Genomic DNA, 20,772 nt, shown 5'->3' on the forward strand with positions numbered 1-20,772 from the left:
GGAGCAAGCTCCCTGTTACCGTTCGACTTGCATGTGTAAAGCATGCCGCCAGCGTTCAATCTGAGCCAGGATCAAACTCTTCAGTTCAATCTCTGTTTAAAGTCCATAAATGGACTTGTCTGTGTTTCATGCCATTGGCATAAAACACCTCACTCAAAATACTGACGATTCCTTCTTGCGAAGGTCACGTTTAATATATTGTGCGAGCGTTTAATAATTTGAGCTAAGAGGCTTGCGCCTCCGGCATCATCATCAAACGCCCACACTTATCGACTGTTAATTTTTAAAGAATTCTGCGTTACTNAATATATTGTGCGAGCGTTTAATAATTTGAGCTAAGAGGCTTGCGCCTCCGGCATCATCATCAAACGCCCACACTTATCGACTGTTAATTTTTAAAGAACCTGCCGTTTCCAACGAAGCGTTTTGTTCGTCAGCAGCAGAGAAACGAGAGTATGGGGCTTCGCCTTCCTCTCGTCAACATCTATTTTCAGAGTCCGTCGAACTTTGCGGGACGCTTTTCCAGGAAGGCGTGCATGCCTTCTCGCTGGGCCGGAGTGCCGAACGCTGCCTGGAACAAGCGGCGCTCGTAATTCACGCCTTCGGTCAGCGTGGTTTCAAAGGCACGGTTGACCGCGTCCTTGATCTGCATGGCTACCGAGGTGGACATGGAGGCGATGGTGGTGGCCGCCGCCAGCGTTTCTTCGATCAGCTTATCCGCCGGCACCACGCGCGATACCAAGCCGATGCGCTCTGCCTCGGCCGCGTCGATCATGCGCGCGGTCAGCAGCAGGTCCATGGCCTTGGCTTTGCCGATGGCGCGCGGCAGGCGCTGGGTGCCGCCGGCGCCAGGCGTGACGCCGACCTTGATTTCCGGCTGGCCGAACTTGGCGCTATCGGCCGCAATCAGGAAGTCGCACATCATGGCCAGTTCGCAGCCGCCGCCGAGCGCAAAGCCGGCTACGGCGCCGATCACCGGCTTGCGCACCTTCAGAATATGTTCCCAGTTACGGGTGATGTAGTTGTCGCGATAGGTGTCCTGGTAGGTGTAATCAGCCATGGCCGCGATATCGGCGCCGGCCGCGAACGCTTTCTCGCTGCCGGTCAGGATGATGCAGCCGATTTCCGGGTCCGCATCGTAAATGCGGAATGCCTCGCCCAGCTCATTCATCATGCGGTCGTTCAAGGCGTTGAGCGCCTTCGGACGGTTCAGGCGGATCAGGGCTACCTTGCCATGCGTTTCAACGATCAGGTCTTCATATTGCATCGGGGTCTCCTATATATAGCGGGATATCGGACGATTGTAGCGGTTCTTGCAAGTGCGCTGGTATTATTTGCGCCGATGCCATTCTTCCCGTCCCACGATCCTCTGCTGCGCAATCCGGATTTCCGCCGCTACTGGTTCAGCAGTGTGCTGAACAGCTTCGGCGCCCAAATCAGCGCACTCGCCATCCCCCTCTGTTCCGCCCTGTTGCTGCACGCCACGCCCGGCCAGATGGGCATGGTCGCCGCCTGCCAGGCCCTGCCGTATGCGCTGTTCGCGCTGCCAGCCGGCGTGTGGCTGGACCGGCGGCGCAAGCTGCCCATCCTGCTGGTGAGCCGGTTGCTGCAGGGCGCGCTGCTGGCCAGCATTCCGCTGGGCTGGTGGCTGGGCCTGCTGTCCATGCCCTGGCTGTATGCCGTCACTTTTCTGTTCGCCAGCTGCGGGGTGCTGAGTGGCGCGGCCGAACAGATTTTCCTGACGCTGCTGGTGGGCCGGCAGCAGCTGATCGAGGCGCAGTCCAAATTCGCCGCCACCGACTCCGTGTCGCGCCTGCTGGCGCCGGGCTTGGCCGGCCTGCTTGTGCAATGGCTGACCGCGCCGTTTGCCGTGCTGTTCGACGCGCTGAGCTTCCTGGTATCGGCATGGAATCTGCGCAGGACGCAGCTGGTGGAACCGGCACCGGCCGCCTCGGACCGGCATCCGCTGCGCGACATTGCCTCCGGCTTCGCCTTCATCTGGCGCGAGCCGCTGCTGCGCACCCTGGCCTGGGGCGCGGCGTTATGGCACTTCTTCCTGTTCGGCTACAACGCGCTGCTGGTGCTGCTGGCCACGCGCGAACTGGGCATGACGCCCGGCATGCTGGGCGCGGCGCATATGCTGGGTGGGCTGGGGGTACTGCTGAGTGCGGTGCTGGTCAAGCGCCTGAACCGCCGCTATGGCGCGGGCCGGACCTTCCTGGTCGGCGCCTGCGGCACCGTAGCCGGCTTCGCGCTGATGCCGGCGATCCCGTCGGGGCTGTTCGGCAGCCCGCTCTACAGCGCGCTCGCCTTCGGGCTGGTGGTGCTGATGTACGACTGCGCGGTAATGCTGTTCTTCATTCCCTTCATGGCCTTGCGCATGAAGGCAACGCCGGACGCCTATATCGGCCGCGTGATTTCCACCATGCGCTTCCTGACCGGCGTGACCGGCCCGGCCGGCGCACTCGCCGCAGGCTACCTGGGCGACCGCTACGGCATCCGCGCCGGCATGGCCTGCGTGGCCGCTGGCGGTATCATGCTGGCAGCGGCGCTGCTCATGTCGCGGCCGCTGCGCAGCGTGGCGCCCGATCAGCCGTAAGGCGTGTACTCGAAGCCGTTGCCGATCACCTTCAGGATCTCGGTAGCGTTTTCTCCGCTCTCGCTGAACCCCATCAGCACATCGGCACGCGCAACTCCTTGCTCCAGCTTGCCGACCCAATGCGCCACGCCAGCCGCTTCCCCCGCGCGGTGCAACACATTCGTGTACAGGCTGTTGACGAAGGCCTCATTGCTGAGTGTGCCGTAACGGACCTGGAATTCGGTGCTCTCCAGGAAGGCCTGGGCTACCGATGACAACGTCATGTCGTTATCCAGGTGCGACATCCAGAAGCCGAGGCCAGCCTTGTCGGGTGCGCGGTTGAACGCTGCCTGGTACAGCCGGTAAGCCTGGCCGCCATGGCCGTCCACATCGAGCGCGACATTTCGGTCTGAAAACTGAAGGCGCTCGACGCCGCTCAAGACATCGCCCGTGCCAACGCTGCCACCGGAGCGGTACCACACTTTCGTCTCGGTGGCGCCGACACTGATCGTATAGCTGCCCCAGCTGCTGCCGTACACCACAGTGTCGATGCCGTCGCCACCGGCCAAGCGCACATTGGTGCCGATACCGGTGAGCAGATCATTGCCGCTGCCGCCTTGGGCGACCGTGTTGAGCGTGGTGAAGTTATAGACTGAGTCGGCCAGGAATTTGTTGCCCGCGTAGTCCAACAGCGACCCTGCCGGTATCTCCAGCGTATACTTGGTGCTCGCCTGCAAATTGGCGGTCGGGTTGATGGTTACTACGTTGCCGTTGATCTGGAGTCTGGCGTCAGAGCCATAGGAGTAGAACGATTCGACCACATTGCCTATTGAATCGATCAGGCGGATATTGCCATCGCCGATGCGCACCATCTCGTTAAATGTCAGCGTGATGTTGCCGGTCAGGCTGGCGCCAGTACTGCCGTTACCCGGCGCAAAGGACACCAGGGCAGGCAAGGCGGTGTCGCCGCTCAGGTTGTACGCGTTAAGCGCATACGTGCCCGTGCCCGCCGTGGTGGAGTAAGTGCCGGGAGATACTGCCAGATAATAGTCTCCACTGGTCTCCGCGGTAAAGGTGTATCCCTTACCCGCGATGCCGCTCATACTGTTCAAGCCGTAATAGTACCCGGTCGGCCCGGCGGCCATGGACAGGCCGACGTTTGCCAGATCCAGCGTACCTTGGCCATTTGCCTGCCCTTCCAGCACGAACGCGTATTTATTGCCCGCCGCAAGCTTGACTTTGATCCAGTCGACGTCGCCAATATAGTCCAGTGCGCCGAACAGTTTGGTGCCAGTGGACAGCAAGCGTGTGGTGCCGGTGCTGGCCGCCGCGTCATCCACGGCTGGGGTGCTGACGTTCAGGGTGTAGCCGGAGGTGCCATAGCTGTTGCTGTTGGCCACAGTAAGGTAGAAGTCGCCAGTGGCGTTGGCGGTGAAAACACGATACTCGGCCGCGCCCGCTTTGCTGTAGGAAACCAGGCTGCCGTAAGAGCCGCTGGCCGTCTGGCCCGACAGGCTGAGGTCAGGACTATTGACACTATTGTCAGCCGTCAGTTCGACAACATAGGTGCTGCCGGCCGTGACCGCGACCTTGAACATATCGGCGTCGTTGGACAGCTCCAGCTTGCCGCGAACCGCGGTGCCAACCGCGACCGACGCGGCAGTAGCCATGGTATTGCCGTAATCATCACGCTGGCCTATGGAAGCACTGGCCACATAATTGCCTGTCGTACCGTAGCCGTCGCCCACTTCGAAGTAATAGGTGCCGGCCTTGGTTGGAATAAACTGCAACACGGCCTGGTTGTTGGAGCCGTTAATGGAAGCCATCACCTGGCCCGCGCTGTCGAGCACCTTAAGTTGAGCGTTGCCAGAACTGTAGCCGGTACCGGTGCTGGCTGGATCGGCCTTGGCGGTGAACCAATAGACGGAGTCGGCCTTCAGTGTCACCGCGTACCAGTCCCGGTCGCCGCCCACCTCCAGGCGGCCCTTCGTGCTGCCGCCCACGACCAGCGCGCCGGCGCCGGCCACCGCTGCCTTGTAGTCGTCCGCAGCCGCTGCCGCCAGCAAGTTGTATTTCGGCGCCTCGCCGCTGTTGCTGCCGCCTCGCGTCGAGATATAGTAGACACCGCTGGCAGCAGCGCTGAAAGTGTAGCCGTCGCTCGAACCGCTACTGAGCGAAACGCTCTGGCCGCTTGCGTTAGTCACGTTGAGGCTGGTGTAGCTGCCGCCGGCCGTGACCCAGCTTTGTTTGACCGAATAGCTCACGCCTTGTTCCAGCGTCAGCTTGTACACATCGATGTCGGACGGCCCCTCGAACACGCCGCTCTGCTGTACACCCAGCACCATCGCCGACGCGGTCTGCATGGTGTCGCCCACTGCATCGGCAACACCCGCGCTGCTTTTGACCGTATAAGCTTGCGAGGCGGTACCGGAATAATAGGACATGCCGGCGGAAATATAGTAGTCGCCTGCAGCAACGGATTTGAAAGTGCTCGTGATGCCCGAACTGGTATAGCTGGAAGCGGCCGATGAAAAATAGCTGCCTTGCGACGAGTACAGGTCCAATGACAAGTAGGCGGGACTGACGGCAAGCCCGGTAGCCTCCAGCTGGAAGGTGTAATAGGTGTTGGCCGCCAGTGTGACTCGGAACCAGTCCGCGTCCCTGCTTTGTTCAAATGTGGCTGAAGTCTGGCCGCCGGCTTGAATGTAGCCGCTGGTGGTCTTGTCGGAAGCGTAGTCGTCGGTGAGGGCCATGGTGTTCTCAAAGTTGGGTAACTTGGGATTGTATAGGCAACACTGCCAAGCAATTATCACGAATTGTCACCAGGAAACATTTTTGGCTGTCGTGCGCCGCGCGCGATATCATCGCGCCTACACTGGACTCATCGCCGACCACGACCAGGAGGATGCCATGTTCAGCCACATCTTATTTCCCACCGACGGTTCCGAGCTGTCGGACAAAGTCGCCCCGCGCGTGATGGAACTGGCCCGCGTGCACGGGGGACGCGTGACCGCCATCAGCGTGGTCCAGCCCTTTCCTTTCATGACCCTGAGCGGGGATAGCGGCATCGTGGCGCCGGACGCGGAAGTGTTCGAAGGCCAGATGGAGCGCGCCGCGCGCGACAATGTGAACAAGGTGGCGGCGGCGGCCAGCGCGGCCGGCGTGCCGTTCGAGGGCGTGGTGGCGCTGTCGCCCAGCCCTTACCAGGAGATCGTGGCGGCGGCCGAGAAGCATGGCTGCGACGCCATCGTGATGGCGTCGCACGGCAGGAAGGGGCTCAACAAACTGTTCCTGGGCAGCGAGACGCAGAAGGTGCTGGCACATACCGAGTTGCCGGTGCTGGTGCTGCGCTAGCCGGGCTGGCGGCGCGGCGGCGCCGGCGGACTACGCGGGCGGGGCCCGCTAATCCGCCCTACAGCCCTGGCTCAGGATTTGCGGGGCGGCTTGGCTGATGCGGCGGGCGGAATTTGTTTGGGCATCAGCACCCATACGCTGCCGCGCTGCTTCATGCGACCGGCGTTTTCAGCCGCTTCGGTGCCGAAACCGAAGAAATAGTCGACCCGGATCGCGCCGCGGATGGCGCCGCCCGTGTCCTGCGCCATCACCAGGCGCTGCAGCGGTATGTCGCTGTTGGCCTGTGTGGTGGACAAAAACACCGGCGCGCCCAGCGGCAGCTGCGAGGCGTCGATGGCCACCGAGCGCTGCGGCGTGAGCGGCACGCCCAGCGCGCCCTTCGGGCCCACTTTCGGGTCCGGCAGCTTTTCTTCCTTGAAGAACACGTAGGACGGGTTGGCGTTGAACAGCTCGGCCTGGCGCGTGGGATGGCCGGCGATCCAGGCCTTGATGCCTTGCGCGGAGGCTTGGTCCATGGTCAGTTCGCCCTTGTCCACCAGGTAGCGGCCGATCGACTTGTAGGGATGGCCATTCTGGTCGGCATAGGCCACACGCACGGTTTCCTGGGTGTCGGTCAGCTGCACGCGGCCGGAACCCTGCACTTGCAGGAAGAACGCTTCCACCGCATCGTCCACCCACAGCAGCTCCTTGCCGGTGAAGCTGGCGCGCTCGATGTCGGCGCGGGTGGCGTAAGGCACCACTTTCTTGCCCTGCAGGCGGCCGCGCAAACGCATGCCTTTCAATTCCGGGTAGACCCCGGCCAGCTCCACGGTGAGCAGGTCCTCCGGCACTTTATACAGCGGGGTCTGGTAAGGGCCGCCCTTCTTGCGCGCGCCGCGCAGCAGCGGCTCGTAGTAGCCGGTGACCAGGCCGGTGTCCGCGCCGTCGGGCGCAATCACCTGCTGTGGCTCGAAGAAACTCTCGAAATACAGGCGGATCGCTTTCTCGTCGTCCGCATTGACCTGGCGCGCCACGCCGCACGGTTCCTTCCACTCGGCGCGCTTGGCCAGCACCGAGCAGGAAGCCATAAAAGCGGGCCAGGCGGCACGCAGGTCGTCCCGCTCCCAGCCCGGCAGCGCGGCAAAGGTGGAGGGCACGAAGCGGATGGCGGCCGGCGCGGCGGGCGTCTGCTGCGCTGCGGGCGGCACCGGCTGGGCCGGCGTCTCGGGCGGGCGCGGCTGGGCCGGCGGAACCGGCTGCAATGGCGGCGCAGGCTGGGCCGGCGCGGGCGGCATCGGGGAAGTACAGGCGGACAGCGCCAGCGCCACGGCGCTCAGGGAAACGATTAAACTACTGCGTGCAAATAACATGGGGGACTGGATATGTGGGTGTTGATGTTGGAAGCGTTTGTGGCGCTGTTCCTGCTGGTGTTCATCGTCTGGTGGACGCTGCCTTCGAAGAAGAAGCCGCCCGCCAGGCCGCTGCCCGGTCCCGACGCAGGCGGCAAGGAGGATGGCCAGCCGTAGCAGGGCGCTGGAAACCTAGTGCAGGGTACGCGGCAGCGACAGCACGAACTCGGGGATCTTGGCCTCGAACTGGTGGCCGTCCTCGGCCACACAGAAGTACTCGCCGACCATGGAGCCCTGCGGCGTGGCCAGCGCGGTGCCGCTGGTGTACTCGAACTGCTCGCCAGGCTGCAGCAGCGGCTGGTGGCCCACCACGCCCAGCCCGCGCACCTCTTCGGTGTGGTTGTTGGCGTCCGTGATGATCCAATGGCGCGAGATCAGCTGCGCGGCCACCGTTCCCGTGTTCTTGATCGTGATCGAATACGTGAACACGAAATTGGTGCGTTCGGGATCGGACTGCTCGGGCAGATACTGGGTTCTGACCGACACAGTGAATTCATAATTGGCCATCTGCAATCCTTAATAATTCTTGGGTAACTCTTCTTGCAAGCGTAACGAATTGTTATCGTCTATCTGACATTGCACCGCAAATCCGGCGCGGGCGCAAGGGTCAGCGTAAAATAGCGCATCTTTTTATCGCAGGCCCATCCATGACTACCTTCCGCATCGCCCCGTCCATCCTGTCCGCCGACTTCGCCCGCCTGGGCGAGGAAGTGCGCAATGTCGTCAGCGCCGGCGCCGACATCATCCACTTCGACGTGATGGACAACCACTACGTGCCCAACCTGACCATCGGCCCGCTGGTGTGCCAGGCCATCCGTCCGCACGTGGATGTGCCGATCGACGTGCACCTGATGGTCAAGCCGGTGGACCGCATCATTCCCGACTTCGCCAAGGCCGGCGCCAACATCATCACCTTTCACCCGGAAGCGTCCGACCACATCGACCGCTCCCTGCAGCTGATCCGCGACCACGGCTGCAAGGCCGGCCTGGTGTTCAACCCGGCCACCCCGCTGAGCTACCTGGAGCACGTGATGGACAAGATCGACATGATCCTGATCATGTCGGTCAACCCCGGCTTCGGCGGCCAATCCTTCATTCCGCAGGCACTCAAGAAGATTGCCGAAGCGCGCCGCATGATCGACGAATCCGGCCGCGACATCCTGCTGGAAGTGGACGGCGGCATCAAGATCGACAATATCGCCGCAGCCGCCAAGGCCGGCGCCGACACCTTTGTTGCCGGTTCCGCCATTTTCGGCCAGCCAGACTATAAGGCAGTGATCGACGCCATGCGCGCACAACTGGCGGGCGTGTAATGACGATGGCGGCTGCTGCACCTGGCGTGAACCCGCTGCGCGGCGTCAAGGCCGCCATCATCGACCTCGACGGCACGATGCTGCACACCATGCCGGACTTCCAGGTGGCCATCAACCGCATGCTGGCCGAGACCGGGCTGCAGCCGCTGTCCGTCGCGCAGATCGAGCTGATGGTGGGCAAAGGCTCGGAGCACCTGATCCGCTCCGTGCTGGCGGTGTACGCCGGCGCGGCCGAGGTGGAGCAGCGCTTCCCTGCCGCCATGAAGGCCTACCAGCGCCACTACCTGGACATCAACGGCGAGCACAGCACGCTGTATCCCGACGTGGCCGCCGGGCTGGACGCGCTCCGGGCGCACGGCCTGCGCCTGGCCTGCGTGACCAACAAACCCGTCTCGTTCGCCAGGCCGCTGCTGGAGCAGAAAGGCCTGGCCGGCTATTTCGAGGTGCTCTACGGCGGCGATTCGCTGGCCCAGAAGAAGCCGCATCCGCTGCCGCTGCTGCAGGTGTGCCGCGATTTTGCGCTGGACCCGGCCCAGGTGGTGGCCATCGGCGATTCCTCCAACGATGCGCAGGCCGCGCGCGCGGCCGGCTGCCCGGTCCTGACGGTCCCGTACGGCTACAATCACGGCGAGTCTATACACGACACAGATTCCGATGGTATAGTTGACACGCTGCTACACGCGGCAGACTTGATACGCTTGCACAACCAGATAGCAAACTGATCCTAAACACAGCATGTTTCTCAACAAAAGACACAATGTCACGCACCAGGGCTCGATTGAGGCCTGGCTATGGCGACGCTGGCAATCCTGGGCTAACTGACCCCCGCTGATTGCTGTCGCCCGCATTTCCGTGGCCGACAGGTTTTTTGAACGACTCCCGCCCGAACTCCACCTATCGCTTTGGGCGGCATGGAGAGAACATGACCGAACTCGAATTCAAATCGCTGGCCACGCAAGGCTACAACCGTATCCCCCTGATCGCGGAAGCGTTCGCCGATCTGGAAACCCCGCTCACGCTGTACCTGAAGCTGGCGCAAACCCAGAACCACGGCAAGAACACCTTCCTGCTCGAATCGGTGGTGGGCGGCGAGCGCTTCGGGCGCTACTCCTTCATCGGCCTGCCGGCCACCACGCTGCTGCGCACGCACGGCAACGTCACCGAAATCGTGAAGAACGGCGCCGTGATCGAAACCCACGAGGGCAACCCGCTCGACTTCATCGAGCAGTACCAGTCGCGCTTCAAGGTGGCCCTGCGCCCCGGCATGCCGCGCTTCTGCGGCGGCCTGGCCGGCTACTTCGGCTACGACACCGTGCGCCACATCGAAAAGAAGCTGGCTGGCAGCGCGCCCAGGGATGACCTGAACCTGCCGGACATCCAGCTGATGGTGACCGAAGAGCTGGCGGTGATCGACAATATCTCCGGCAAGCTCTACCTGATCGTCTACGCCGACACCAGCCAGCCGGAATCGTATTCCAAGGCGCGCCAGCGCCTGAAAGACCTGCGCGCCCTGCTGCGCCGCGGCGTCGACGCGCCGGTGACGAGCGCCTCGGTGCGCACCGAAACCATCCGCGACTTCGACAAGGAAGACTACCTGAAGGCAGTGGCCCGCGCCCATGAATACGTGATGGCCGGAGACCTGATGCAGGTGCAGATCGGCCAGCGCCTGCGCAAGCCTTACGTGGATTCGCCGTTGACCCTGTACCGCGCGCTGCGTTCGCTGAACCCGTCGCCGTATATGTATTTCTACAATTTCGGCGACATGCAGATCGTGGGCGCCTCGCCCGAGATCCTGGTGCGCAACGAGACCGCGGCCGACGGCCAGAAGAAAGTCACGCTGCGCCCCATCGCCGGCACCCGCCCGCGCGGCGGTACGCCGGAGCGCGACGCCGAGCTGGCCAAGGAACTTCTGGCCGACCCGAAAGAGATCGCCGAGCACGTGATGCTGATCGACCTGGCGCGCAATGACCTGGGCCGCATCTCCGAGATCGGCACCGTGAAGGTCACCGACCGCATGGTGATCGAGAAATACTCGCATGTGCAGCACATCGTCTCCAACGTGGAAGGCACGCTGAAGGAAGGCATGTCCAACCTGGACGTGCTGCGCGCCACCTTCCCGGCCGGCACCCTGACCGGCGCGCCGAAAGTGCGCGCCATGGAAGTGATCGACGAGCTGGAAATCACCAAGCGCGGTATCTACGGCGGCGCCTGCGGCTACCTGTCCTTCGGCGGCGAAATGGACGTGGCGATCGCCATCCGCACCGGCGTGATCAAGGACGGCATGCTGTACGTGCAGGCCGCGGCCGGCATCGTGGCCGACTCGATACCGGAAATGGAATGGCAGGAAACTGAAAACAAGGCGCGCGCCGTGCTGCGCGCCGCCGAACAAGTGCAAGATGGCCTGGATGGGGAGTTCTGAGATGCTGCTGATGATCGACAACTACGACTCCTTCACCTACAACATCGTGCAGTATTTCGGCGAGCTGGGCGAGGATGTCCGCACTTTCCGCAACGACGAAATCACGATCGCTGAAATTGAAGCGATGAACCCGGACCGCATCTGCATTTCGCCCGGCCCGAAAGACCCCGCGCAAGCGGGCATTTCCATCGACGTGCTCAAGCACTTCGCCGGCAAAAAGCCCATCCTGGGCGTATGCCTGGGCCACCAGGCCATCGGCGAAGCGTTCGGCGGCAAGGTAATCCGCGCCAAGCAGGTCATGCATGGCAAAACTTCCCTTATCGCGCACACCGGCGTGGGCGTCTTCAAAGACCTGCCCAGCCCCTTCACCGTGATCCGCTACCACTCGCTGGCGATCGAACGCGCCTCGCTGCCATCCTGCCTGGAAGTGACGGCGTGGACCGACGACGGCGAGATCATGGGCGTGCGCCACAAGGAATACGACATCGAGGGCGTGCAGTTCCACCCCGAGTCCATCCTGTCGGAACACGGCCACGCGCTGCTGAAGAACTTCCTGGAACGCTGACCTGCGCGCCGCGTGCGCTGCGCTGCTTTACGCTTCCGCGCGCGCCACGCCCGCAGTCCGTCCCGAGCTCAATACGATTGAAGAGGAATTGCCATGCCTACGCCTAAAAACACGCACCAGATCACCCATCAGGAAGCGCTGCTGCGCTGCATCGAGCACCGCGAGATCTTCCACGACGAAATGCTGCACCTGTTCCGCCAGATCATGTCCGGCGAAATGTCGCCCGTGATGGTCGCGGCCCTGACCATGGGCCTGCGCGTGAAGAAGGAAACCATCGGCGAAATCGCCGCCGCCGCGCAGGTGATGCGCGAGTTCTCCACCAAGGTGCCGATGGCCGACACCACCAATCTGCTCGACATCGTCGGCACCGGCGGCGACGGCGCGCACACCTTCAACATCTCCTCCACCGCCATGTTCGTGGCGGCGGCGGCTGGCGCGCGCGTGGCCAAGCACGGCGGACGCAGCGTGTCGTCCTCGTCCGGCTCGGCCGACGTGATCGAATCGCTGGGCGCCAACATCAACCTCAAGCCCGAGCAGATCGCGCAGTCCATCGCGCAGACCGGCATCGGCTTCATGTTCGCGCCCAACCACCACGCCGCCATGAAACACGTGGCGCCGGTGCGCCGCGAACTGGGCGTGCGCTCCATCTTCAATATCCTGGGGCCGCTGACCAATCCGGCCGGCGCACCGAACATCCTGATGGGTGTGTTCCACCAGGATCTGGTGGGTATCCAGGTGCGCGTGCTGCAGCGCCTGGGCGCCCAGCACGCGGTGGTGGTATACGGCAAAGACAATATGGATGAAGTGTCGCTGGGCGCCTCCACCATGGTGGGCGAACTGGTGAACGGCGAAATCCGCGAATACGAAATCCACCCGGAAGACTTCGGCATGCAGATGATCGCCAGCCGCAACCTGAAAGTGGCCGACGCCACCGAATCGAAAGCCAAGATGCTCGAAGCGCTGCGCGGCGAAACCGGCGCGGCCTACGACATCGTGGCGCTGAACGCGGGCACGGCGCTGTATGCGGCGGGCGTGGCCACCTCCATCGAGGACGGGCTGGCCAAGGCGCGCGCCGCCATCACGTCCGGCGCGGCGCTGGCCAAGGTGGAGCAATTCGTGTCGGTGACGCAGCAGCTTGGCGCGGCCAACTAAGGAGAAGACCATGTTCGGCATCCACGACCTGACGCTGTTTATCGTTTCCGGCCTGCTGCTCAACATCATGCCCGGCCCGGATTCGCTGCTGATCATGGCGCGCAGCGCCACGCAGGGCTGGCGCGCGGGCTGCGCCGCGGCGCTGGGCATCGGCGCCGGCACCATGGTGCACGTCACCGCCGCCGCCGTCGGCCTGTCCGCGCTGCTGTCCACCTCCGCCATGGCATTCAGCGTGGTGAAATGGGTGGGCGCAGCCTACATCGTCTACGTGGGCATCGGCATGCTGCGCGCCAGGCTGAAAGCGGGCGACGGCGACGCGGGCGAACCCGCCGCCGCCGCGCCGGCAGCGGCCTCCTATGGCAGGATTTTCGCCCAGGGTTTCCTGACCAATGTGCTGAACCCCAAGGTGGCGCTGTTCTTCCTGGCCTTCGTGCCGCAGTTTATTTCGGCCGACTCGCCCAACAAGGCGTTGGCCTTCCTCATCCTGGGCTGCATCTTCAACTTCAACAGCATGCTGTGGTGTAACGGGCTGGCAGTGTTCACCGCCTTCGCCAGCGCGCGCCTGAAGGTCAAACCGCTGGTGGCGCTGTGGCTGAACCGCATTACGGGCGGCCTGTTCCTGGCACTCGGCGTGCGCCTGGCGCTGTCCGAACAACATTGAAAGCACGACCATGTCCGACATCCTGAACAAGATCCTGGCCACCAAGGCCGACGAAGTGGCGGCCGCCAAGAAGCACCGCAGCCTGGCCAGCCTGCGCGCCGAAGCGGAAGGCGACGCCACACTGCGCGCCGGCCTGCGCGGTTTCGAAGCCAGCCTGCGCACCAACATCGCGGCAGGCAACGCGGCCGTGATCGCCGAAGTGAAGAAGGCCTCGCCGTCCAAGGGCGTGCTGCGCGCCGACTTCCGCCCGGCCGAGATTGCCGAGAGCTACGCCAGCCACGGCGCCGCCTGCCTGTCCGTGCTGACCGACGTGCATTACTTCCAGGGCGCGGACGACTACCTGAAGCAGGCGCGCGCCGCCTGCGCCATCCCGGTGCTGCGCAAGGACTTCATGATCGATATGTACCAGATCTACGAAGCGCGGGCGATGGGCGCCGACTGCATCCTGCTGATCGTGTCCGCGCTGGATCACGGCCTGATGGCCGAGATGGAAGCCTGCGCCCACGAACTGGGCATGGGCGTGCTGATCGAGTCGCACGACGGCGACGAACTGAGCGCCGCGCTCAAGCTGAAAAGCAATCTGATCGGCATCAACAACCGCAACCTGCGCACCTTCGAAACCTCGCTGGACACCACGCTGGACCTGCTCGGCCGCATCCCAGCCGAGCGCCTGGTGATCACGGAATCGGGTATCCTGAACAGTGACGACGTGCAGCGCATGCGCGATGCAAACGTCCACAGTTTCCTGGTGGGCGAAGCCTTCATGCGCGCGCCGGATCCGGGCGCGGAGCTGCGCCGCCTGTTCAGCTAATTCTTTTGGGGAGGCCCGCCATGGGCAGATTACAGCACAGCGCCGCCATCGGCCTCGCGGCGCTGTTGGGTGCATCCCTGCTGGCCTCCTGCGGCAAAGAACCTCCGCGGCGCGACATCTCGAACAGGCCTGCGGACATTCCGCGCACGCCGCTGCCGTCCGAGCAAGTGCCGGTGCCGCCGCTGCCGCCGCCCATCCACAATCTGGACGACTACAAGCGCGCCCTCGCCGCCAAGATCCTGGCCGCCACGCCGGATGCCGCCTTCAGCGGCGCGCTGCCGCCGCTGCTGACCTCCATCGTGGTGCTGGAAGCGAAGATCGGGCGCGACGGCGACATCGTCAACCTGCGCGTGGCGCGCTCGCGCGACCAGAAGGCCAGCAACTTGGCGCTGGCGGCCATGCGCGCGGCGGCGCCCTTCCCCAAGCCGGGCAAGCTGATGGCCGGCCATCACAAGACCTTCGATATCTCCGAGACGTTCCTGTTCAACAAAGACTACCGCTTCCAGATCCGGACGCTGGCGCCGGTCCAGTAATGCCGGCGACAACGGAGGTAGCCCGTAGGGCGGGTTAGCGCGGCAGCGCGTGAGCCACTAATGCGCCGCCAATGCGCCGCCGAAGCGCCGCCGTCAGGCCGGTTCGCTGGTGGCGGCCAGCTCCACCCGGTCGCGCCCATTTTCCTTGGCGCGGTACAGGGCCGCATCGGTGCGGCCCAGCAGGCTGTCCAGCGACTCTTCACGCGAGAGATGGGTGCCGATGCCGATGCTCACCGTGCACGGCGGCAGCTGGTCGTCCCAGCCGGTGCGCAGCGCGTCGCGGATGCGTTCAGCCACCATCATCGCGCGCGGCACTTCCGCGTCCGGCAGCAGCACCACGAATTCCTCGCCACCGAAGCGCGCCACGTAATCGCTCTCGCGCAACGCCTGGCCGATAACGTCGGCAACCTGTATCAGCACCCGGTCTCCCACCACGTGGCCATAGCGGTCGTTGACGGCCTTGAAATGGTCCAGGTCTATGCTCATCAGCGACAGCGGCCTGCCGTCGCGCCCCAGCTGCACGCGCTGCTTGGCGTAGAAGATGTCAAAGCCGCGCCGGTTCAGCACCCCGGTCAGCGGGTCATGCGTGGAGCGCTCTTCCAGGATGCACTGCAGGCGCCGCATGGCCATCATCAGGAAAGCCACCGCCAGCATCAGCGACATGAAGCTGGCCAGCGCCATGAACACATCCACCATCGGGCCGTCGCGCAAGTCCTCCATGTCGGCCGCGTCCACCGCCAGCGCCGTGGCGGCGCGCGCCAGCGCGGCCAGTGCCTGCACCGTCATCAGCACGCCGAAGAAGCAGTAGGAAAAATTGCGCATGCCGTGCCGCCACGCCAGCCAGCATTGCACCGCGTAGAAAACGAAGGCGGCCAGCGAAAACACCGCGATACGTGCGCCCAGGTGCGGCTGCGCCAGCAGCAGCCAGCCGCTGAACAGCATGCCCAGCAGCCAGACGCCGTGGAACAGCCACCAGCTGGGCCGCCGCGCGAAGAATTCCTGCGTGCCTATCATGGACAGGCCCACGCCCCAGAACATCAGCGCGCTCGCCGCCAGCACGGCGGCCTGCTGCAGCAGCGCGCCGTGCAGCGAGACCCCGACGCTGGCGCCGGCCACGCACAGCAGGCCGAGCGACCAGCGGTCCAGGCCGCGCACTTCGCCGCGGAAGCTGCGGTGCATCGCAAACATCACCATGCTCATGACACTGCTCATCACAGTCGTCATGAGCAGCAGGGTCCGCAGATCCAGCTGCAGGGCCGGTGCGGACCAGAAGTTCATCAGCGGACCGCGCTGGGCCGCAGCGGGCCGGCTGGCTTCTTGCCGCCTGCCTCCGGCACCAGCGCCAGGGTGACCGCGGGCACGCGGTCGCCCTGCAGCGTGACCTGGAAGCTGCGCAGTTCGTCGCGGCGGAAGGCATGCACCTCGACGGTGGCGCCCACCTGGTAGCGCGCCAGCAGCCCATCCAGGTTGCCGGGCACCACGCGCAGGCCGTCGACAGCCACCAGCAGGTCGCCCGCCGACAGGCCGGCCGCATGCGCCGCGCCGCCTTCATGCACGGCCGACAGCTTGGCGTCCGCGCCTTCGCGGCCCAGGTTGGCGTCCAGGCTGGGCTTGGCCAGCTTGCGCTCGTCGCCATACTTCACGCCGAACGGCGCCAGCATTTTCGCCAGCGGCAGGTCTTCGGTGCCGCGCACGTATTTGTCGAAGAAGGCTTTCAGCCTGGTGCCCGCGACCTCGTCGCACAGCGCTTCCACCTCGGCCGGCGTGACGCCCGTGCCGCGCGCCGCGCCCTCGTAGAAGTCGCGCCCGTAGCGCTGCCACAGCGCCTGCATCACGTCGTCCAGCGACTTCCTCCCGGCGGTCTTGGCGCGGATGGTCAGGTCCAGCGCCAGGCACACCAGCGAACCCTTGGTGTAATAGCTGACGATGGCATTGGCCGCGTTTTCGTCCTGGCGGTAGTACTTGCCCCAGGCGTCGAAGCTGGAGTCGGCCACGCTCTGCTTCAGGCGCCCGGCGCCGCGCAGCACACCCCCCACGGTTTTGCCCAGCAGTTTGTAGTAGGCCGCCTCGCTGATGATGCCGGCGCGGACCAGCATCAGGTCGTCGTAGTAGCTGGTGCCGCCCTCGAATAGCCACAGCAGCGGCGTGTAGCCTTCCGTGTTCAGGTCGTACGGCGCGAAGGCGGCCGGCTTGATGCGCTTGACGTTCCAGGTGTGGAAGTACTCATGGCTGCACAGGCCGAGGAATTTCAGGTAGCCCTCGCTGATGTCCGCGCCTTTCGGCGTGGCGGCGGTGGGCAGGTCGGCGCGCGAGCAGAACAGCGCGGTGGAGGCGCGGTGTTCCAGGCCGCCGTAGCCGTCGCCCACGGCCATGGTCATGAAGACGTAGCGCTCCATGGGCGCGCGTTTGGTCTTCGGCTCGAAGAAGGCGATCTGGGTTTCGCAGATGGCTTTGAGGTCGGCGCACAGGCGCGCCATGTCCAGGCCCGGCACGCGGCCGGTGATGACCACGTCGTGCGGAATGCCGTGCGCCTTGAACGTGGCCAGCGCGAAGTCGCCCATTTCCACCGGATGGTCGATCAGTTCATCATAATTGGCGGCGGCATACGTGCCGAAGCCGTAGCGCTTGGCCTTCAGTTCCGGCAGCGCGGTGGCCACGCGCCAGTTCCTGGCGGCCGGATCGGCCGGGCGCTGGATATCGACCACGTGCTGCCCGTCTTCCTGCCCCGCCACGCGCAGGAACACGCTGGTGCCGTTGAAGAAGGCGTGGGTCTGGTCCATGTGCGCGGCGCGCACCGACAGGTCCCAGGCATAGACTTCGTAGACCACCGTCAGCCTGCCGGCCACCGGCGCGGCCTGCCAGGTGTGCTTGTCCACTTTCGCCAGCTTGACGGCCTGGCCGTCCGACTCCGCGCGGATGCGCACGATGTTGCGCGAGAATTCGCGGATCATGTAGCTGCCCGGGATCCAGGCCGGCAGGGCCAGCAGCTGGCCCTCCGGTGCCGGCTGCTCGACCGTCAGCGTCACTTCGAACACATGGCCGGCCAGGTCCCTGCCGACAATGGCGTAGCTCACGCCCGGCTTATTCTTCGCGATGTTTTTTTTCATGTCTTGTCCTTGGATGGCAGGTCGGCCGGGATGTCGATGTCTTGCAGGATGCCGCTGTCGTCCACCTCCAGCTCCGTCACTGCCGAATGCTTCAAAATGCCGCGCGCGCCATGGTCGCCTTCCAGCGCCAGCAGCTGCGGCAGGTAGTGGCGGCTGAACCCAACCGGATTGCCGCGCCGGCCCCGGTACATGGGCGCGGCAATGCCTGCGCCGTGTTCGAGGGCGGTTTTCAGTGATTGTATTGTAGTTGGCTGCACATGGGGCATATCGCCCAGGGCGACGATCCAACCGTGCGCACTTTCGGCCTGCGCTCCGGCGTGCTGCTCAGCGTGCAGCAAGGCGTGCACCAGTGAGGCGGCCATGCCGTTATCGGCTTGCGGACAGGTAGTGACTTCGCAGCCCAGCGCCAGCAACTGCGCGGCCACGGCGTCCGCGCCGGGGCGCACCACCGCCACCACGCGCGGCAGCACCGCCAGCAAGTGGCGCGCGCTTGCCACCACCACCGGGGACGGTTCGGCCGGCGCCGGCTGGGCTGGAGATATGGGCTGCAGCAGCTTGTTGCGCAGGCCGGAGGGGTCGAACCGCCGGCCCCTCCCGGCCGCTAGCAGGATGCCGCAAATGCTCACTAGGCCTTGGCCGTCTTGGCCAAGTCGAACGGCAGCTTGCGCAGGCGCTTGCCGGTGAGCTTGAAGATGGCGTTGGCGTACGCCGGAGCCAGCGGCGGGAAGCCCGGCTCGCCCATGCCGGTTGGCGGTTCGGTCGACGGCACGATGTGCACGTCCACCACCGGCATGTCCGGCATGCGCGCCACCACGTAGTCGCCGAAGTTCTGCTGTTCCACCACGCCGTCCTTCAGCGTGATGGCGGCGCCGGGCAAGGTGGTACCCACCGCCATCAGCACGGCGCCCTGCACTTGCGCTTCGATGGTCATGGGATTGACCGCCGTGTTGCAGTGCACGCCGGCGGTGACCGTGTGCAGATGCGGCACGCCGCTCTTGACCGACGCAGTGACCACGTAAGCGACCACGGTGCCGAACGATTCATGCAGCGCCACGCCCCAGGCCTGGCCCTTCGGCAGCGCCTTCTTGCCGTAGCCGGACTTGGCCACCGCCAGGTCCAGCGCGGCGTGATGGCGGGCGTGCTTGGCGTCGATCACCTGCTTGCGGTAGGCCACCGGATCCATCTTCGCGGCGTGCGCGGCTTCGTCGATCAGGGTTTCCATCACGAAGGCGGTGTGGGTCGAGCCCACGGAACGCCACCACAGCACCGGCACGTTGGCCTTGGCGTTGTGCACGGACAGGTTCATCGGCAAATCGTAGGGCTCGCCCATGCCTTCGATCATGGTGGCGTCCACGCCCTCCTTCACCATCATCGGCTCGAACGGCGAACCGGTGATGATGGACTGGCCCACGATGCTGTGGTTCCAGGCCAGCAGCTTGCCCTTGGCGTCGAAGCCCAGTTCCGCGCGGTGCACGTGCGACGGGCGGTAGTAGCCGCCACGGATATCGTCCTCGCGGCTCCAGATGATTTTCAGCGGGCCGGACTTGCCGGAAGCCTTGTAGGCCAGCGCCACATTGGCCGCTTCCACCAGGTAGTCCGAACTCGGCACCGCGCGGCGGCCGAAACCGCCGCCCGCCATCATGGTGTGCAGGGTGACCTGTTCCGGTTTCAGTCCGGCCGTGCGCGCGATGGCCGCCTGGTCCAGGGTCTGGAATTGCGAGCCGGCCCACACTTCGCAGCGGTCCGCCTTCAGGTCGATCACGCAGTTCAGCGGTTCCATCGGCGCGTGCGCCAGGTAAGGGAACTCGTAGACAGCAGTGACCTTTTTCGCCGCCTTGGCCAGCGGCGCCATGTCCGCCTTCCTGACGGGCAGGCCGGGCTTTTGCGCCAGCGCCTTGAACTCGGCCATCTGCTTCGCGGTGCTGACTTTCTCCACCGCGCTGGTGTCCCATTCCAGCACCAGGGCTTCGCGGCCCTGCTTGGCCGGCCAGTAGCCATTGGCGATCACGGCCACACCGCGTCCGCCACGGTCGGTGGCCACTTCCAGCACGTCGATCACGCCCGGGATGGCCTTGGCCTTGCTGGCGTCCAGCTTGGCCACTTTCGCACCGAACACCGGCGGGCGCGCCACCACGGCAACCTTGCTGCCTTCAGGCTTGAAGTCCATGCCGAACTGCTGCTTGCCGGTGGACTTGGCTTGCGCGTCCAGGCGCTTCACCGGCTGGCCGATGATGACGAAGTCTTTCGGCTCTTTCAGCTTCACGGCGGCGGGCACCGGCTGCTTCATGGCCGCCTCGGCAAAGGCGCCGTAGCTGGCTTGCTGGCCGGCCGGGCCGATCAGCATGCCTTTCGACGTGCGCACCTGGTCCGGGCTCACTTTCCATTCGGCCGCAGCCGCCGCCACCAGCATGGCGCGCGCCTTGGCGCCGATTTCGCGGTACTGGAGGTAGGAGTGGGCGATGGTGCCGGAGCCGCCGGTCATCTGGATGCCGAAGGCGGGATCTTTATACTGCTCGCCCGCGTCGGCCAGTTCGCCGCGCATCTGCGCCCAATCGGCGTCCAGTTCCTCGGCGATCAGCATCGGCAGCGAGGTCTGCACGCCCTGGCCGAATTCCAGGCGGTTCACCTGCACCGTGATGGTGTTGTCCGGCGCGATGCGCAGGAAGGCGTTCGGTTCATACACCTTGGCCGGCGCCGCCGCTTCGGCCGCGCGCGCCATCTTGTTGCCGCCGCTGACGAAGAAGCCCAGCACCAGGCCGCTGCCGGCCACCGCGCTTGCTTTCATGAAGGAGCGGCGCGACACGCCGCCTTGCGGCGCAGCTGCTACCGTGCCCGCTGCCGCGCCGATATCCGCCATAGCGGTCCCTTGGTTCAACCATTCTTTGCGCATG

General features: G+C 64.7%; 19 protein-coding genes and 1 rRNA gene. 11 read left to right on the forward strand and 9 right to left on the reverse strand.

The window, feature by feature from the left end:
- Together ASC94_RS26835 and ASC94_RS26840 are read right to left on the reverse strand one after the other, a co-directional pair.
- Positions 1–87: ribosomal RNA gene (locus ASC94_RS26835) — 16S ribosomal RNA — on the reverse strand; the annotation flags it as partial.
- Between the two features lie 403 nt (positions 88–490).
- A complete protein-coding gene (locus tag ASC94_RS26840; RefSeq protein WP_056403575.1) occupies positions 491–1,267 on the reverse strand; it encodes an enoyl-CoA hydratase in 777 nt (258 codons plus the stop codon).
- A gap of 75 nt (positions 1,268–1,342) precedes the next feature.
- Here ASC94_RS26840 and ASC94_RS26845 point away from each other — a divergent pair, with 75 nt between their 5' ends.
- On the forward strand, positions 1,343–2,599 hold the full coding sequence (locus ASC94_RS26845) for an MFS transporter (protein ID WP_082616870.1): 1,257 nt from the start codon (positions 1,343–1,345) through the stop codon (positions 2,597–2,599).
- Here the strand turns inward: ASC94_RS26845 and ASC94_RS26850 are convergent.
- On the reverse strand, positions 2,590–5,331 hold the full coding sequence (locus ASC94_RS26850; protein ID WP_056403578.1) for a DUF4214 domain-containing protein: 2,742 nt from the start codon (positions 5,329–5,331) through the stop codon (positions 2,590–2,592). The genes ASC94_RS26845 and ASC94_RS26850 overlap by 10 nt on opposite strands.
- A gap of 157 nt (positions 5,332–5,488) precedes the next feature.
- Here ASC94_RS26850 and ASC94_RS26855 point away from each other — a divergent pair, with 157 nt between their 5' ends.
- On the forward strand, positions 5,489–5,932 hold the full coding sequence (locus ASC94_RS26855; protein WP_056403580.1) for a universal stress protein: 444 nt from the start codon (positions 5,489–5,491) through the stop codon (positions 5,930–5,932).
- A 71-nt stretch (positions 5,933–6,003) separates the two neighbouring features.
- On the opposite strand, the gene ASC94_RS26860 is transcribed toward ASC94_RS26855, so the two are convergent.
- Complete coding sequence (locus tag ASC94_RS26860) at positions 6,004–7,281, reverse strand: murein transglycosylase A (protein ID WP_056403584.1); 1,278 nt, start codon at positions 7,279–7,281, stop codon at positions 6,004–6,006.
- 24 nt (positions 7,282–7,305) lie between these two features.
- Between ASC94_RS26860 and ASC94_RS34085 the strand changes: the two genes are divergently transcribed.
- The gene (locus tag ASC94_RS34085) at positions 7,306–7,437 is read left to right on the forward strand and encodes a hypothetical protein (protein WP_267875134.1); all 132 of its coding nucleotides are present in this window, start codon (positions 7,306–7,308) and stop codon (positions 7,435–7,437) included.
- A gap of 15 nt (positions 7,438–7,452) precedes the next feature.
- Here the strand turns inward: ASC94_RS34085 and apaG are convergent, their stop codons facing one another.
- Positions 7,453–7,827 (reverse strand): Co2+/Mg2+ efflux protein ApaG, encoded by a 375-nt coding sequence (gene apaG, locus ASC94_RS26865; protein WP_056403587.1) that lies wholly within the window; start codon positions 7,825–7,827, stop codon positions 7,453–7,455.
- A 140-nt stretch (positions 7,828–7,967) separates the two neighbouring features.
- Between apaG and rpe the strand changes: the two genes are divergently transcribed.
- The 8 genes from rpe (at position 7,968) to ASC94_RS26905 (ending at position 14,774) form a co-directional block, all read left to right on the forward strand.
- Positions 7,968–8,633 carry a ribulose-phosphate 3-epimerase gene (gene rpe / locus ASC94_RS26870; RefSeq protein ID WP_056403590.1) on the forward strand — a complete coding sequence of 222 codons (666 nt, stop codon included), beginning with the start codon at positions 7,968–7,970 and terminating at the stop codon, positions 8,631–8,633.
- A 5-nt stretch (positions 8,634–8,638) separates the two neighbouring features.
- Complete coding sequence (locus ASC94_RS26875; RefSeq protein WP_200955842.1) at positions 8,639–9,355, forward strand: phosphoglycolate phosphatase; 717 nt, start codon at positions 8,639–8,641, stop codon at positions 9,353–9,355.
- Positions 9,356–9,555: 200 nt separating this feature from the next.
- Complete coding sequence (gene trpE / locus ASC94_RS26880) at positions 9,556–11,052, forward strand: anthranilate synthase component I (protein ID WP_056403593.1); 1,497 nt, start codon at positions 9,556–9,558, stop codon at positions 11,050–11,052.
- Between the two features lies 1 nt (position 11,053).
- Positions 11,054–11,617 (forward strand): aminodeoxychorismate/anthranilate synthase component II, encoded by a 564-nt coding sequence (locus ASC94_RS26885; RefSeq protein ID WP_056403596.1) that lies wholly within the window; start codon positions 11,054–11,056, stop codon positions 11,615–11,617.
- Positions 11,618–11,710: 93 nt separating this feature from the next.
- Entirely contained in the window at positions 11,711–12,769 is a 1,059-nt protein-coding gene (trpD, locus tag ASC94_RS26890; RefSeq protein ID WP_056403600.1) for an anthranilate phosphoribosyltransferase, read from the forward strand.
- Positions 12,770–12,779: 10 nt separating this feature from the next.
- Complete coding sequence (locus ASC94_RS26895; protein WP_056403603.1) at positions 12,780–13,430, forward strand: LysE family translocator; 651 nt, start codon at positions 12,780–12,782, stop codon at positions 13,428–13,430.
- Between the two features lie 10 nt (positions 13,431–13,440).
- On the forward strand, positions 13,441–14,241 hold the full coding sequence (trpC, locus tag ASC94_RS26900; RefSeq protein ID WP_056403606.1) for an indole-3-glycerol phosphate synthase TrpC: 801 nt from the start codon (positions 13,441–13,443) through the stop codon (positions 14,239–14,241).
- A gap of 20 nt (positions 14,242–14,261) precedes the next feature.
- Entirely contained in the window at positions 14,262–14,774 is a 513-nt protein-coding gene (locus ASC94_RS26905; protein ID WP_056403609.1) for a hypothetical protein, read from the forward strand.
- Between the two features lie 93 nt (positions 14,775–14,867).
- On the opposite strand, the gene ASC94_RS26910 is transcribed toward ASC94_RS26905, so the two are convergent.
- Genes ASC94_RS26910 through ASC94_RS26925 form a run of 4 tightly spaced genes read right to left on the reverse strand, consistent with a single transcriptional unit; the run spans position 14,868 to position 20,771 of the window.
- Positions 14,868–16,052: a GGDEF domain-containing protein gene (locus ASC94_RS26910; protein WP_229417424.1), complete on the reverse strand. Its 1,185-nt coding sequence runs from the start codon at positions 16,050–16,052 to the stop codon at positions 14,868–14,870.
- Complete coding sequence (locus ASC94_RS26915) at positions 16,052–17,881, reverse strand: M61 family metallopeptidase (RefSeq protein ID WP_056403611.1); 1,830 nt, start codon at positions 17,879–17,881, stop codon at positions 16,052–16,054. Before ASC94_RS26915 ends, ASC94_RS26910 begins: the two co-directional genes overlap by 1 nt.
- Positions 17,878–18,507: an NTP transferase domain-containing protein gene (locus tag ASC94_RS26920; RefSeq protein WP_056403613.1), complete on the reverse strand. Its 630-nt coding sequence runs from the start codon at positions 18,505–18,507 to the stop codon at positions 17,878–17,880. Before ASC94_RS26920 ends, ASC94_RS26915 begins: the two co-directional genes overlap by 4 nt.
- The gene (locus ASC94_RS26925; RefSeq protein WP_056403616.1) at positions 18,507–20,771 is read right to left on the reverse strand and encodes a xanthine dehydrogenase family protein molybdopterin-binding subunit; all 2,265 of its coding nucleotides are present in this window, start codon (positions 20,769–20,771) and stop codon (positions 18,507–18,509) included. Before ASC94_RS26925 ends, ASC94_RS26920 begins: the two co-directional genes overlap by 1 nt.
- Between the last annotated feature and the right edge of the window lies 1 nt (position 20,772).

This window comes from Massilia sp. Root418, assembly GCF_001425265.1.
Classification (GTDB): Bacteria; Pseudomonadota; Gammaproteobacteria; order Burkholderiales; family Burkholderiaceae_D; genus Rugamonas.

Bases quoted from the DNA above. Each gene is read 5' to 3' on its own strand.
- ASC94_RS26840 (WP_056403575.1), bottom strand. From the start codon at position 1,267: ATGCAATATGAAGACCTGATCGTTGAAACGCATGGCAAGGTAGCCCTG.
- ASC94_RS26845 (WP_082616870.1), top strand. From the start codon at position 1,343: ATGCCATTCTTCCCGTCCCACGATCCTCTGCTGCGCAATCCGGATTTC.
- ASC94_RS26850 (WP_056403578.1), bottom strand. From the start codon at position 5,331: ATGGCCCTCACCGACGACTACGCTTCCGACAAGACCACCAGCGGCTAC.
- ASC94_RS26855 (WP_056403580.1), top strand. From the start codon at position 5,489: ATGTTCAGCCACATCTTATTTCCCACCGACGGTTCCGAGCTGTCGGAC.
- ASC94_RS26860 (WP_056403584.1), bottom strand. From the start codon at position 7,281: ATGTTATTTGCACGCAGTAGTTTAATCGTTTCCCTGAGCGCCGTGGCG.
- ASC94_RS34085 (WP_267875134.1), top strand. From the start codon at position 7,306: ATGTTGGAAGCGTTTGTGGCGCTGTTCCTGCTGGTGTTCATCGTCTGG.
- apaG (WP_056403587.1), bottom strand. From the start codon at position 7,827: ATGGCCAATTATGAATTCACTGTGTCGGTCAGAACCCAGTATCTGCCC.
- rpe (WP_056403590.1), top strand. From the start codon at position 7,968: ATGACTACCTTCCGCATCGCCCCGTCCATCCTGTCCGCCGACTTCGCC.
- ASC94_RS26875 (WP_200955842.1), top strand. From the start codon at position 8,639: ATGGCGGCTGCTGCACCTGGCGTGAACCCGCTGCGCGGCGTCAAGGCC.
- trpE (WP_056403593.1), top strand. From the start codon at position 9,556: ATGACCGAACTCGAATTCAAATCGCTGGCCACGCAAGGCTACAACCGT.
- ASC94_RS26885 (WP_056403596.1), top strand. From the start codon at position 11,054: ATGCTGCTGATGATCGACAACTACGACTCCTTCACCTACAACATCGTG.
- trpD (WP_056403600.1), top strand. From the start codon at position 11,711: ATGCCTACGCCTAAAAACACGCACCAGATCACCCATCAGGAAGCGCTG.
- ASC94_RS26895 (WP_056403603.1), top strand. From the start codon at position 12,780: ATGTTCGGCATCCACGACCTGACGCTGTTTATCGTTTCCGGCCTGCTG.
- trpC (WP_056403606.1), top strand. From the start codon at position 13,441: ATGTCCGACATCCTGAACAAGATCCTGGCCACCAAGGCCGACGAAGTG.
- ASC94_RS26905 (WP_056403609.1), top strand. From the start codon at position 14,262: ATGGGCAGATTACAGCACAGCGCCGCCATCGGCCTCGCGGCGCTGTTG.
- ASC94_RS26910 (WP_229417424.1), bottom strand. From the start codon at position 16,052: ATGAACTTCTGGTCCGCACCGGCCCTGCAGCTGGATCTGCGGACCCTG.
- ASC94_RS26915 (WP_056403611.1), bottom strand. From the start codon at position 17,881: ATGAAAAAAAACATCGCGAAGAATAAGCCGGGCGTGAGCTACGCCATT.
- ASC94_RS26925 (WP_056403616.1), bottom strand. From the start codon at position 20,771: ATGCGCAAAGAATGGTTGAACCAAGGGACCGCTATGGCGGATATCGGC.